This window comes from Verrucomicrobium sp., assembly GCA_028283855.1.
In the GTDB taxonomy this organism is placed as follows: domain Bacteria; phylum Verrucomicrobiota; class Verrucomicrobiia; order Methylacidiphilales; family GAS474; genus GAS474.
Window position 1 is genome coordinate 18,985 of the sequence record JAPWJX010000009.1, and the last position, 12,449, is coordinate 31,433.

At 66.9% G+C, this 12,449-nt stretch carries 11 protein-coding genes and 2 tRNA genes; 7 read left to right on the forward strand and 6 right to left on the reverse strand.

Annotation, left to right across the window (positions count from 1 at the left end; all coding sequences use genetic code 11):
• Position 1 precedes the first annotated feature (1 nt).
• Entirely contained in the window at positions 2–1,249 is a 1,248-nt protein-coding gene (locus tag PW734_11420; protein ID MDE1171798.1) for a sugar MFS transporter, read from the reverse strand.
• 241 nt (positions 1,250–1,490) lie between these two features.
• On the opposite strand from PW734_11420, the gene PW734_11425 reads away from it, so the two are divergent.
• The 6 genes from PW734_11425 (at position 1,491) to PW734_11450 (ending at position 8,548) form a co-directional block, all read left to right on the forward strand.
• Positions 1,491–1,757, forward strand: coding sequence for a hypothetical protein (locus tag PW734_11425; protein ID MDE1171799.1), 267 nt, complete (start codon positions 1,491–1,493; stop codon positions 1,755–1,757).
• Positions 1,758–1,918: 161 nt separating this feature from the next.
• Positions 1,919–4,150 carry an FAD-dependent oxidoreductase gene (locus PW734_11430; protein ID MDE1171800.1) on the forward strand — a complete coding sequence of 744 codons (2,232 nt, stop codon included), beginning with the start codon at positions 1,919–1,921 and terminating at the stop codon, positions 4,148–4,150.
• 38 nt (positions 4,151–4,188) lie between these two features.
• A complete protein-coding gene (locus tag PW734_11435) occupies positions 4,189–4,854 on the forward strand; it encodes a prepilin-type N-terminal cleavage/methylation domain-containing protein (protein MDE1171801.1) in 666 nt (221 codons plus the stop codon).
• Complete coding sequence (locus PW734_11440) at positions 4,851–5,243, forward strand: prepilin-type N-terminal cleavage/methylation domain-containing protein (GenBank protein MDE1171802.1); 393 nt, start codon at positions 4,851–4,853, stop codon at positions 5,241–5,243. The genes PW734_11435 and PW734_11440 overlap by 4 nt, the downstream gene beginning before the upstream one ends.
• Positions 5,240–6,049: a hypothetical protein gene (locus PW734_11445; protein ID MDE1171803.1), complete on the forward strand. Its 810-nt coding sequence runs from the start codon at positions 5,240–5,242 to the stop codon at positions 6,047–6,049. The genes PW734_11440 and PW734_11445 overlap by 4 nt, the downstream gene beginning before the upstream one ends.
• Positions 6,050–6,055: 6 nt before the next feature.
• The gene (locus tag PW734_11450; GenBank protein MDE1171804.1) at positions 6,056–8,548 is read left to right on the forward strand and encodes a GxGYxYP family putative glycoside hydrolase; all 2,493 of its coding nucleotides are present in this window, start codon (positions 6,056–6,058) and stop codon (positions 8,546–8,548) included.
• On the opposite strand, the gene PW734_11455 is transcribed toward PW734_11450, so the two are convergent.
• Both PW734_11455 and PW734_11460 read right to left on the reverse strand, forming a co-directional pair.
• Positions 8,519–8,589 (reverse strand) — tRNA-Gln (locus PW734_11455). The two genes, PW734_11450 and PW734_11455, sit on opposite strands and share 30 nt — an antisense overlap.
• A 97-nt stretch (positions 8,590–8,686) precedes the next feature.
• Positions 8,687–8,759: transfer RNA gene (locus PW734_11460), tRNA-Glu, on the reverse strand.
• Positions 8,760–8,879: 120 nt separating this feature from the next.
• Between PW734_11460 and PW734_11465 the strand changes: the two genes are divergently transcribed.
• Positions 8,880–10,565, forward strand: a complete 1,686-nt coding sequence (locus tag PW734_11465; protein ID MDE1171805.1) for a methyl-accepting chemotaxis protein — start codon at positions 8,880–8,882, stop codon at positions 10,563–10,565.
• 63 nt (positions 10,566–10,628) lie between these two features.
• On the opposite strand, the gene PW734_11470 is transcribed toward PW734_11465, so the two are convergent.
• The 3 genes from PW734_11470 to PW734_11480 form a co-directional block, all read right to left on the reverse strand.
• On the reverse strand, positions 10,629–11,153 hold the full coding sequence (locus tag PW734_11470) for a hypothetical protein (GenBank protein MDE1171806.1): 525 nt from the start codon (positions 11,151–11,153) through the stop codon (positions 10,629–10,631).
• Positions 11,154–11,229: 76 nt separating this feature from the next.
• Positions 11,230–11,706: a hypothetical protein gene (locus tag PW734_11475; GenBank protein MDE1171807.1), complete on the reverse strand. Its 477-nt coding sequence runs from the start codon at positions 11,704–11,706 to the stop codon at positions 11,230–11,232.
• A 33-nt stretch (positions 11,707–11,739) separates the two neighbouring features.
• A complete protein-coding gene (locus PW734_11480) occupies positions 11,740–12,423 on the reverse strand; it encodes a DUF4410 domain-containing protein (protein MDE1171808.1) in 684 nt (227 codons plus the stop codon).
• Positions 12,424–12,449: the final 26 nt, after the last annotated feature.

Consider the following 12,449-nt stretch of genomic DNA (forward strand, 5'->3'; position numbering starts at 1 on the left):
GCTATTTTTTCCGGCAGCCGGAGAGGCCGTAGTAGATGATGTAGAGGTAGCAGAGGGCGGGGATGAAGAGGGAGTGCTGGACGCCGAGGAGGTCGGCCGCGTGGCCCATGGCCACGGGGACGAGGGCGCCGCCGACGATGGCCATGATGAGGAGGGAGGAGCCGTGGCCGGTCAGGCGGCCCAGCCGGGCGATGCCCAGGGTGAAGATGTTGGGGAACATGACCGAGTTGAAGAGGCCGATGGCCAGCACCGCCCACATGGCGGCGTGCCCGGCGCCGAGCATCCCGGCCGCGCAGAGGAGGGCGGCTGCGGCGGCGTTGAAGGCCAACAGGCTGCCCGCGCCGATCCGCTGGGTGAGGGCGGAGCCGATGAAGCGCCCGATCATGGCGCCCATCCAGTAGTAGCCGACGTAGCCGGCGGCGCGTTCCGGGGTGAAGCCGGCGACGCCCGGTTCCCCCATGAAGTTGATGAGGTAGCTGCCGATGGAGACTTCCGCGCCGACGTAGAGGAAGATGCCGACGGCGCCCAGGACGAGGTGGGGGACCTTCAGCGCGTGGGCGAAGGTTTCCTGGTGCCCGGCGTTTTCTTCCACGCCGCGCAGATGGGGGAGTTTGACCTGATGGATGACGCCGGCCAGGAGCAGGAGCAGGGTGCTGAGGAGCAGGTAGGGGCCTTTGACGGCGGCGGCCTGCGCCAGCGCGCCGGTTCCGTTGACGTGGGAGAGGATGAGCCAGCCGCCCAGGAAGGGGGCGATGGTGGTACCCAGGGAGTTGAAGGCCTGGGCCAGGTTCAGGCGGCTGGAGGCGGTTTCCGGCGCGCCAAGGACGGAGACGTAGGGATTGGCCGCGACCTGGAGCAGGGTGACGCCGGTGGCCAGGACGAAGAGGGCGGCCAGGAAGAAGGCGTAGGACAGGAAGTCGGCCGCGGGGATGAAGAGGATGGTGCCGGTGCCGCAGGTGAGGAGGCCGGTGACCATGCCGGTCTGGTAGCCCCAGCGGGAGACGAGCCAGCCCGCCGGAAAGGACATGATGAAGTAGGCGCCGAAGAAGCAGAACTGGATCAGGGAGGCGCGGACGTAGTTCAGGTCGAAGACGGCCTTGAGGTGGGGGACCAGGATGTCGTTGAGGCAGGTGATGAAGCCCCACATGAAGAAGAGGGCGGTGACGACGATGAGGCCGGTGCGGCGCGCGGCGGCGCTCATCGGCGGGGCCTGAGGGGCGGGCCCGCCGGCGGTGGGGATGGCGACCATGCGTTGCTGTATGCCCGCCGCCCCCGGGAGGGCCAAGAGAAATCGCTGTCGGTGGAAGGAAAACCGTGGCAGATAAGCGGGGTAACACTATGCGTTACATCATCTTATTCATCGTGGGACTTCTGGTGCTTTTTGTCTTTTTGGCGGTGTTGTCCGAAGGGTGATGATCTGCTTGAATGTGTATTGACAGCAATTGATACGAAAAGGCATGCTTTTCCAAGGTATGCGTTATTTGGGTGTTATGACGGTGGTGTTCCTCCTTTTCTTGGGAGGAGCGAGGGTGGCCCGCGCCGCCGATTTGGCGCGTGTCGAGGGGACGGCTTACGCGCAGGGATTGGCGATCGGTACGGAGGCGTTTTTTCCGGATGCGGGGTTGGGGCCGGCGGAGGGGGCCGATGTTTCCCCGCTTCGTTCTTTCTCGACCGGCACGCCGCAGTTTTTGGCGTTTCTTCTCTTCGGCCTGGCGGGGTTGGCCGCCGTGGTACAGCGGCGGGAGGTTTCCGGCTAGCAGCTCCGCATGGGCGTGACGCGGATGGAAAATCTCGACTCCTCCGCCTCACTTCGTAAGGTGGCCGTCATCTGGCCGGCATTTGCAATCGCTTTGTTTTGGACGCCTGGGAAAGGAGCGTTCTTCCCTTGAGGCGGCTCTGTCTCTTCCTGTTGGTTTTCTTGGCCGCCGGCTTTCTGCACGCGGCCCCGCCGCCGCCGGGCGATCCCTATGACGTGGTGGTCTACGGCGCCACGCCCGCCGGGGTGATGGCCGCCGTGGCGGCGGCGCGGCACGGGCACACGGTGGCTCTCATTGAGCCCAGCAACCGCATCGGCGGCATGATCGCCGACGGGCTGATGGAGGCCGACGTGGGCGACCGCCGGACGGTGGGCGGCCTGGCCGCCGAGTTCCTGGACCGCGTGGCGGGCTATTACCGGAAGAACTGCGGCCCCGATTCCCCGGAGCTGGCGGCCTGCCAGGGCGGGCTCCGCTTTGAGCCGCACGCGGGGGAGGAGGTGCTGGAGTCGATGCTTTGGGAGCAGTCTTCCATTTCCCTGTTTCAGCGGCTCCGCTTCCAAAGCATCGCCAAGGAGGAGCGGACGGGCCGGATCACCGCGCTGATTTTGGATGACTTGGACAGGGGCGGGACGCGGAGTTTTGCCGGAAGGGTTTTCATCGACGCCAGCTATGAGGGGGACCTGCTGGGCGCGACCGACGTGCCGTGGCGCGCGGGCCGCGAGGGGCGGGACGAATACGGGGAGGAGCTGGCGGGTGTGTCCGTGGGCCCGGACCGGGGCCATGGCGACGACCGGCTGATGGCCTACGGCTTTGTCCCGACGCTGACGAATGTGGAGGGGAACCGCGCGCCGTTCCCGCGCCCCGAGCATTACGATCCTGCGCCGTGGCGCGCGCGCTACGCGGAGCGGATCCGCAAGGACGGGCTGGCCGGGATCCCGGAGCTTTTCGCCGCCGGGGAGGCGCGGATGGGGCCGGGCGGCAAGTTCGCCGCCGATTGGGCCGACCTGCCGGGCGGCAACGAGGGCTATGTCCGGGCGCGCCCGCAGCGCCGGGAGGAGATGGCCGCCGCGCACCGGGACTATTGTCTGAGCCTGTTTTATTTCCTCCAGAATGATCCCGGTCTGCCGCCGGAGTTCCACGCCGCGATGGCGCAGTGGGGCCTGGCGCGGGACGAGTTTGCCGATTCCGGCCATTTTCCCTCCCGGTTTTACGTGCGGGAGGCGCGGCGGATGCTGGGGCGGCATGTGTTGACGGAGCAGGATATCACGCAGGACCGTTATAAGGCGGACGGGATCGCGGAGGGAAGCGGCCCGGTCGATGGGAAGCCGGAGCAGGTCCTGGAGGTGGACGGGCGGCCGGTGGACGACGTGACGCCCCGCATCGCCGTGGCGGGGTACGATATTCCCTACGGCTGCATGGTTCCCGCCGATATGCCGGGCCAGGCGCCGAATCTCCTGGTGCCGGTCTGCTGCTCGGCGACGCACGTGGCCTTTTGCTCCCTGCGGAAGGAGCCGGTCTACATGATGCTGGGGCACGCCGCGGGTGACGCCGCCCACCTGGCCTTAAGCAACGCGGGCCGGGACGGTTTGCCGCAGCCGCTGCCGCGCCTCGATCCCGCCCCGCTCCGCCAGCTTCTGAGGGATGAGGGGGCGGTGCTCGACTCTTTCTACCAACCCTCCGCGCGGATCGTGCTGGTGCCGGAGCATCCGCGGGCCGGGCAGCAGGTCACCTACCGCGCGGAGATCGGCGAGCCGCGCGATCCCCCGGTGGTGGCGTTTTGGGACTTTGACGGAACGGGGAAGGTGGCCGCCACCGGCCTGGAAGGGAAGACCTCCTTCCCGTTGGAGAAGGTCTATCAGGTGGGGCTGCTGATTTTGGACAATGCCGGGCGCCGCCGCCTGGTGACGGCGCAGGTGCCGGTGGGGGCGGCCCGGGAGCTGGACGCGACGGTCGACGAGTGCGACGCGGCGCGGACGGGCCCTTGGGAGGGGACCTACCCGCTCCTCTCCCGCCTGCCGGTGCTTTTGGTCGACGCGTTCTTTGGCCCCTCCATCCATGTGGCGCCGCCCTTGGCCAAGGAGTCGAAGGAGCCGGTTTCCCGCGCCCGTTTCCAGGCCGATCTGCCGCGGGCGGGCCTTTACGGTCTTTGCGTCGCCTTCCGCCCGGCGGAGGAGCATGCCTCCCAGGTCGTCGTGCGGGTTCGCACGGCGAAGCAGATGGCCACGCGGACGATCGACGAGCGGACGGAGGGGGATTCTCCTTTCCCCTGGCATCTGATCGGCGATTTTTCCTGCGCGGCGGGTCCGAACGCGATCGAGGTTTCCAACGACGCCGCCGACGGCGGCGTGGCGGCCGACGGGGCCCGCTGGATCTGGCGCGGAACGGGCAATTAGGTTGCCCTAAAAGGGTGTACTCCCTAGACCAAAGCCCCATGCGGGCGAAGCGGGCTTTTACTCTCCTGGAGATCCTCCTGGTCCTGGCGCTGACGGCGCTGGTGGCGGGCATGACCCTGGTTTCCGTGCAGGGGGCGGGCGGCGCGCAGCGCCTGGCCGTGGGCGGGAACCTCATCGTGGATCTGGCGCAGAAGGCGCGGCAGGAGTCGATCACCCGGGGCACGCTGACCGCGCTGGTCCTGGTCACCGGCTCCGGGCGGCCGGAATGGGATTACCGGCTGTGGACGATCCTGGAGCTGCAGGCTTCCGCCGCCGCGGACGGGGAACCGGAGTGGGTCCCGGCCTCGCCCTGGCGGATGCTTTCGGAGGGGGTCCTGGTCGATCCCGCGCAGAGCGGCAGTTTCCTGCTAAATCCGCCCAGCCTGGCGGCCGCGCTGCCGCCGCTGCGCTACGGCGGGGAGGCGATCGCGCCGGGGGCTCTTTCCTACGTCATCTTTCAGCCGACGGGTTCCCTCTACCTGGCCTCCGCCGCGGAGGCGCCCGCGCCGCCGGGCTTGCGGCTGGTCCTGGGGCGGATGCTGCGGGACAGCGGGCGGGACCGGCTGGTTTACGGGGACGCGCGGCCCGGCGCGGCGGGTCCGGCGAACTATTACCAGATCACGTTCAATTCCTACACGGGCCTGCCGATCGTCGACCGGCCATGAGACGGACGCGGGGCTTTAGCTTGATCGAGGTGGTGCTTTCCCTGGCGCTGCTTTCCTTCAGCCTCATCGCCCTTTTGGCGCTCTGTTCCGTCGGCCTCGGGAATGGGCGGAAGGCGAATGACGATACGGTGGTGGCATCGATCCTGTGGCAGGAGGTGGGGGCGGCGCGGCAGCGCGGGGCGGCGGCTTTCCGGCCCGGGGCGGCTTACTTCGACGTGGCGGGCCAGCCGACGAACGGCTCCGCCGCCTATTATGAGTGCGCGCTGCGGGCCCAGGATTCCGATTCCGGCCCGGCCCGCGTGCGGGTGGAGGTGAGCTGGCCGGCTTCCGTTCCCGCCCCGCAGCGGCCCCACCGCAGCGCGGTGACGGCGACCTTGCCCCCGCCATGAATCGCCGGGCCTTTAGCCTGGTGGAGATGCTGGCGGCGCTCGCGGCTTACTCGGTGATTCTTTTGCTTTTGGCCCAGCTGGCTTCCCAGGCGGGAAAGCTTTGGAAGCGCGGGGCGGACCAGGACGCCTGCCGCCTGCGGGCGCGGGTGATGCTTTCCTATGTGGCGCGGGAGCTGCGGACGGCGGCGGTGCCGTTTCAAAAGGGGGCGACGAATTCTTTCCAGTTCCTCGTCGATCCGCCTGCCGCGGGGGGGAGGGGGTATCCTGACTCTGTTTTCTGGCAGGCGCCGATCGCCACGGAGACGTCCGCCGGGGAGATGGCGGAGGTGGGGTATTTCGTCCGCTGGGACGGGGGGCGGGCGCGGCTGTGCCGCTTTTTTGCCAACCCTTCCGCGCCGCAGTATCTATTGAGCTCTTTTCCGGCGGAGTGGCTCACTCCGGGCCTCCTGGCGGAGGGGGCGCCCGCCGACGCGGCGAGCCGCTACCGGGGGCTCTTTTTGGAGAATGTCCTGGGCTTTTGGGTCCGGGCCTATGCGGCGGACGGAACGACGCCGCTGCCCAATCCCTACGATTCCCGCAACGCGCCCGATCCGGCCCATCCGCTCCCGGCCTCGGTGGAGCTTTCCGTCGCCTTCGTGGATGAGGCGACGGCGGAGCGCCTCCGTGTGCGGAAGGAAACGGGGCAGGTGGAGACGCTGGCCCGCTCCGCGCAGGACCTGCCGCGTTTCCTGGCGGCCCTTCCCCCCTGGGTGAGGCAGGCGGCTAATGGATCGACTCTGCGCGTGAGCATGGATAATTACCGTTAGGCCGCTATGACGCGATTTCTCGTTTTGCTCTTCCTCTCCTGGGCGGCGTGCGCCCAGGGGGCGGACCGGCCTGCCGTGGCGGTGCTGGTGGAGCCGGGGCTTTTGCCTGTGGGGGGCACTCCGGCCTTGGCGCCGGAACGGATCCCGGAGTTGCTGACAAAATACGGCCTGCCGACCCGGGTGGTGAGCGCGGCGCAGCTCGCCGGGACGACGCGGCTCAATCCGGACGATTTCCCAATCCTGATCCTGCCCTATGGGGATGCCTATCCCCGCGCGCTCCGCACGGCGCTGCGGGATTATCACAAGGCGGGCGGCTACCTGATCCTGGACGGCTTCCCCTTTAGCCTCCCTTGCCGGAAGGAGGGGGACCAGTGGGTGCCGATGGAGCGGGGGGAGGATTACGGAAGGAGCTCGGGCGGCCTGGGAACGGGCGCTCCCGCGCCCGCGCCGCCGGGACCGTGGAAGATCGCGGAAGGAAACCCCCTGCTTTTGGAGGAGGGTGCGCTGCCGCCGTCCCGGGAGGATGGGCAGGCCTTCTGCCTGGACCGGAAGTCTCTGGACCCGCTGGATGAGGTGACGCCGCTCATTGAGGCCGGGGAGGGCGGGGTGCCGGTGGCGGCGATCGTCCGCCATCGAGGCGGCGATTTTTCCGGCGCTCTCGATGTCTGGCTGGGGGACGCGGCGGGCCGGGTGACGCCGGAGGACGGTTATTTGGCCCGGCAGCTTCTGGTCCGCGCCGCCGCCTGGTGCCTGAAGGACCGGGGACGCCTGACGGCGGAGGAGCTGCAGGCCGTTTTCCAGGCCGCCGCGGCGGAGCCGAAGCCGGAGGCGTTCCCTTCCGCCCTGGCCTACGCGCGCCGTGCCCGGCCCTGGGGGGAGACGTTCCTGCCGAAGTCGGCCCGGCCCGGGAAGATCGTGGCGGTGAACGCCGCCGCGCTTTCCCCGGAGGAGCAGCGGGCGCTTGTCTCCCTGCAGGCGCTGACGAGCCGGGAGGCGCCCCGGATTTGGCTCAATTTTACGGCTGCGGACCGTTTCTGGCTCGATTGGCACGTGCGGAAGGAGTGGATCGAGGAGGTGGAGACGGCGGGCGATTGGCAGGATCTTTTCCGCCGCTTTGCCGGCGCCTATCAGGGCGCGGTGGTGCCGGACCCGGCCCTTTACCGGGGCGACATCCTGGCGGCCAATGTGGCGGCGTGTGAGGATCTGATCGTGGCCACGCCGGAATTGGCGGAGCGGCTGGGCATCCCGGTGAAAGTCGATCTGCGGGGCCGTTTCAAGACGTATGCGGAGGGGATGGAATGGGTTTTGGAAACGTACCAGGACCGCTTTAACCATTTCCTGTGCGACATGGCCCCGGCGATGAACGGCTCCGTGGCTTATGCGATGCAGTGGCGCGCGCCGATCTTTTGGCCGTGCGGGCCGGTCGATGCGCTGCGTCCCGGCGCGGACCGGCTGCGGGAGCTGGCGCTGGCCGCGCGGATCCTGGCCGCGCAGGCGCCGAATACGGCGATGCTGGGCTTCCCTTACGCCGGGGAAGGGATCGGCATCGGGGAGGAGGCGGGCGTGGCGCTGGCCAGCGGCTACGGGGTTTCCCTGGTGTGCAGCGATCACTTGAATAACGGGTGCGTGACCAGCGGCGTGGCGCTGGACGGCGCGGTGCAGGGAGCGGCGGCGGACGGCCCCGCTCTGGAGCCGGACAAGATCTATGTGGCGCTGGCTCTTTCCGACGGGGACAACGAGAACGCCTGGACGGAATTTTTCCGCCCCTATTTCACGCATTCCCGGCATGGGACGTTCCCCGCCGCCTTCGGCATGGGACCGGCGATCCTGGACCTCCAACCGGGCGTGGCCCGGTGGTATTTCGAGCGGGCGGGGGAGGGCACGGAGTTTTTGGCCGACGTTTCCGGTATCGGCTCCATCGATCCGGCGCGCTATGGGAGCCGCTACACGGAGCCCCACAAGGTGCTGGACGGCTTCCTGGATTGGACGGCCTGGTACATGGGGCGCCTGGGGATGAAGACGGTGCGGACGGTCTCCGGCGGGGACGACCTGCTCTCCGCCTACGCGGAGAAGCTGCCCGCGCTCCATTCGATCTTTGCCGACGTGGGGAGGACGGGCGGGGATGAGCCGCTGGTTTCGACGTTGCCGGGCGGTCTGCCGGTTTTCCGCGCGGGGACGGATTGGAAGCACGCCGGGGAGGGCTACACCGGGTTCTTAAAGGAGGTCCGGGAGGCCGCTGGCGCGGAGCGCCCGGCTTTCGTCAATGGCTTCGTCCATAGCTGGAGTTACGGGCCGGACGCGCTGGCTTCCATCTACGAGCACCGGGATGAGAACATGGTCTTCGTCACGCCCGCGCAGCTGGCGCGGCTTTACCGGCAGGCCCAGGCCGCCGCGCAGGAGAAAAAGAAGGGGGAGGAGGAGGTGAAGAAGGCCCTTCCCGCCACTGCGGCGCCGGATGCGCCGCTGCCGTTGCCCGACATGGATTCGAACCATGACTAAAAGCTCCAAAGGCTTCTGTGCTACCATTACACCATCGGGCAGGACGGTGGCTTTCTCTGATTTAGGGGGGTAGGCTGGGGCTGTCAACGCGCCGCGGCGCGGAATTCGGCGCGAGTCCGAAAAAATGAAGAGTAAGAATAGCCCCAACGGGATTCGAACCCGTGCACCCGCCTTGAGAGGGCGGTATCCTAACCAATTAGATGATGGGGCCGTCTAAAAGGAACGGGGATCGTGCACGAGTTTTCCCAATCCGGCAAGGCCGATTGCCGGTTAGCTTGAACTTTTAGGTTGCAGGGGGGTACTCTGGCAGGGGCCCCGCCCTTTTAAGCACATGAAGAACTGGACGATTAAAGGCAAAGTCATGGCGGGATTCGCCATCCTCTTGGCGGTAAGCCTCCTGGTAGGCGTTTTCAGCTGCCTTCACTTCCGCAGCATGCACCACGGCGCGCTGCGCGTGGGAAGGGATTATGAGCCCGCCCTGGCCGCCTTGAACCGGGCCAGCTCCCTCCTGCAAAACCAGCAGGTCCTCCTCCTGGAGGAAATGGGGGCCGTGCCGGAGGCGATCCGCGGCGTCGACGACCGTCTGGACCGCAGCTTGGTGGAAGCGGACCGGCTCCTGGGCGCCTTTCACACGGAAGACCCCTGGCAGCAGGCCCACTGGACGCGGTTGAAGGAAGCCCAGCAGGACTATCTGGACAAGCTCTCCACCGTCCGGCGCCTGACCCTCTCCGGGCAGGCCAAGGAGGCCTTTGCCGCCTACCACTCCTCCCTGCGGCCCGCCTTGGCCCATTGGGAAAAGGAGCTGCAAGCCTCCTATGAGTTCAACCAGCAGGCGATCACCCGCTTTTGCGAGGAGACGCGCCAGGAGGCCGGCATCGGCACCATCGGCGTCATCGTGGGCATCCTGGGGGTGCTGGCCATCGGCGCGGCGACAGAGCTGTTCCTGGTCCGCCCCGTGAACCAGACTCTGCGCCAGACCGGCGACGACCTGGGAGCGGGAGCTGACGAGATGCTCCGCGCGGCGGAGCAGGTTTCCTCCTCCAACCAGCTTTTGGCCAATGGGGCGAGCCAGCAGGCCGCCTCCCTGGAGCAAATCGGCGCTTCCCTGGACGAGATCGGCGGGGCCACGCGGGCCAACGCGGAGAGCGCCCGCAAGGCCCAGGACCTTTCCGGCGAGGCCCGGCAGGCGGCGGAAGGCGGCGCGGCCCGCAACGCCGAGATGCAGGAATCGATGCAGGCCATCCGCGAGGCCGGGCTGGAGATGGAGGAAGCCATCGTCGGCATCCGCAAGTCGAGCCAGGAGGTCTCCAAGATCGTTCGGGCCATCGACGAGATCGCCTTTCAAACGAATATTTTGGCCCTCAACGCGGCGGTGGAGGCGGCCCGTGCCGGGGAGGCGGGGGCGGGCTTCGCCGTCGTGGCGGACGAGGTGCGGAACCTGGCCCAGCGCAGCGTCGCCGCCGCGAAGGAAACCGCCCGCCTGATCGACGCGGCTTCCGTCCAGAGCAACCGGGGCGTGGCCGCCAATGCGAAGGTTTCCGCCAGCGTGGCCCGGATCACGGAGAAATCGGCCATCGTCGGCGAAGGCCTCGACCACATCGTGGGGAAGGTGCGGGAAGTCGATTCCCTTATCGGTTCCATCACGACCTCCTCCCAGGACCAGCACGCGGGCCTGGAAGAGATCCGGCGGGAGGTCATCCAGCTGGACCACGTCACCCAGGCCAACGCCTCCACGGCGGAGGAGACCGCTGCCGCCGCCGAGGAACTCAACGCCCAGGCCTCCGAGCTGCGGGAGCTGGTGAAAGTCCTCCGTACCCTGGTGGGCACGAAGTCCGTTGCCAAACCCCAGCCCTCCGCCCGTTCCGCCGGGCCTTCCTATGCCTCCACCGTGGGCACGCCCCTTCCGCTGGCATTTCAGCGGATGGACGTGGTGCCCCCTCCGCCGCCCGCTTCCTTCCCGCATGAGGCGCCGCGCCGCCCTGTCACCTCTCCCGACGACGAGTTCGTCGACATGTAGTGGAAACGAAAAACCCCGCGCCGCCGAAGGGGCGACGCGGGGGTGGGAATGGCTACTCCCGGATTAAGGACGGGGGCCGCCGGGGCCGGGAGGGCGCGGCAGGGTATCCAGGATCTTCTTCTGCTCCGGCGTCAGCAGGGGCAGGGCCTTGGCCTTGGCGCCTTCGATGATCTTCTTGGCCGCCTCATGCTTCTCCGTGCGGTTCTTTTCCAGCGCGGTCACCGCGTCCGCGACGATCGGACGCAACTTTGTCTTTTGATCGTCCGTCAAGGAAAGGAGCCGGGTCAGATGGTCCAGCACCGCGTCAGGATTTAAGGCTTCCGGGCCATGGCCGAAACCGGGCCCCGGGCCGGGGCCGTGCATGGGGCCGAAACCGGGACCGCCAGGGCCAGGGCCGGGGCCGTGCCGTTCGGCGAAGGCGGGGCAGCCCTTGCCATCGGGACCGCCATGGTGGCAGAAGAAATGGTGGTGTCGTCCGCCGACGAAGTGGATGAGGAGGATCGCCAGGATCACCACGTTCAAGACGAGGTTGATCAGGCCCAATTTGGCGCCGCAATCGCAGCGTTTGCCTTCAGAGGTGTCGCTCATGCTCGATAAGACGCCGGACCGGCGGAGCGGTTACACCTTTTTGTGGGCTTGGAGAAGAAAGAGGGGGAAGCGAAGGTTAAGCCGGGCGGCTTGCCCGCAAAGCCAGGTCGGTCACAAAAGCGGCTCGTTCGGCCCGCGAGAGTCGCTTTGAGGGGGATCCGAGGCAGGAGGCGTCGATCAGATCGATGAATATTTGGGCGTACAGGATGGGGTTTCCTGCGCGGAAACGGTTCATTTTTTGTAATTTTCCAATGCTGTTGGACAGCTTGTATATCAGTGTTTGCTCTAGTCTTTCGATTCGAAGCTGTGTCGAGTCGGTGGGATCGACTGTGGAGAGAGCGGGAAATGTCTCCTGCAAAGACAGGCGTTCTTTGACGATGGCGGAAAGGGCGACCTCAAGAGTGGGGGAGTTTTCCTGGCATTCTTCGACGGTGACGATGAGCCGCTTGAGCTCCCTTTCCCTGATGAGGAGGTAGAGCTCTTTTTTTGTGGTCGTATCCAAGAGGGCCTTGATTTGATTCTGGCATCTGATCTTCTGCTGCGTGGCTTCCATGATGTGGGAGCGAGAGCTGGGAAACATGGGGCCTTAGGTCGTGGCCGATTCGTGGATCTTGGCCTTTTTGGCTTTATCGGGGGAGAGGTAGCCGTGTTCGACCAGCATTTGGGAGAGATAGGCCGATATCATGCGGGCCGTCCGTTTGCTGTCGTCGGAAACGCCTTGGGCAATTCGGCCCGTGGCCGCCAGGCCGACGCCGATGGCGTTCGGGTTGATCAGGGCCCCCGGCGTGGCGCCGCTGCCGCCGGTTGTGGTGAAGGTGAATGCGGGAACGGTGTCGGAAACGGAAAGGTCGTAGACTTCGACCGCCGTTTCCATCTTGGTTCCACCGGCGCCGCACCCAAAGAATACCCGCATGGCGCGGCTACCCTGATTGATGCGGAGGAAGCGCCCTTGCACGAGCCAGGCGGGCTGAGGGGTGGATGCGTTCCGGTCGATGCCTCCTTTTTCCGCGGGAAGGCCCAGTTTCCCGATCGATTTGCAGAGCGCCTTGCTGAGGTCGTCGGCCACTTGCTTTTGGAAGGCGGACATTTCCTCGCCCTCGCGGTCGGCGTTCACTTTTGCTCCTTCGAACGAAAAGTTGGAGACAATGATTTTCTGGGGCGCCTGGGCTTGGGATTGATGGGCGGTGGCGCTTTCTGGGTGGACGCTTACGGAGGCGCAGCCCTGGAGGAGCAGGCCGCCGAGGAGGAAAACAAAAAATGCCAATCTCATGGCCCGATCTTAAAGCGTGGCGCATC

Bases quoted from the DNA above. Each gene is read 5' to 3' on its own strand.
- PW734_11465 (MDE1171805.1), top strand. From the start codon at position 8,880: ATGAAGAACTGGACGATTAAAGGCAAAGTCATGGCGGGATTCGCCATC.
- PW734_11435 (MDE1171801.1), top strand. From the start codon at position 4,189: ATGCGGGCGAAGCGGGCTTTTACTCTCCTGGAGATCCTCCTGGTCCTG.
- PW734_11425 (MDE1171799.1), top strand. From the start codon at position 1,491: ATGACGGTGGTGTTCCTCCTTTTCTTGGGAGGAGCGAGGGTGGCCCGC.
- PW734_11475 (MDE1171807.1), bottom strand. From the start codon at position 11,706: ATGGAAGCCACGCAGCAGAAGATCAGATGCCAGAATCAAATCAAGGCC.
- PW734_11470 (MDE1171806.1), bottom strand. From the start codon at position 11,153: ATGAGCGACACCTCTGAAGGCAAACGCTGCGATTGCGGCGCCAAATTG.
- PW734_11420 (MDE1171798.1), bottom strand. From the start codon at position 1,249: ATGGTCGCCATCCCCACCGCCGGCGGGCCCGCCCCTCAGGCCCCGCCG.
- PW734_11480 (MDE1171808.1), bottom strand. From the start codon at position 12,423: ATGAGATTGGCATTTTTTGTTTTCCTCCTCGGCGGCCTGCTCCTCCAG.
- PW734_11445 (MDE1171803.1), top strand. From the start codon at position 5,240: ATGAATCGCCGGGCCTTTAGCCTGGTGGAGATGCTGGCGGCGCTCGCG.
- PW734_11450 (MDE1171804.1), top strand. From the start codon at position 6,056: ATGACGCGATTTCTCGTTTTGCTCTTCCTCTCCTGGGCGGCGTGCGCC.
- PW734_11440 (MDE1171802.1), top strand. From the start codon at position 4,851: ATGAGACGGACGCGGGGCTTTAGCTTGATCGAGGTGGTGCTTTCCCTG.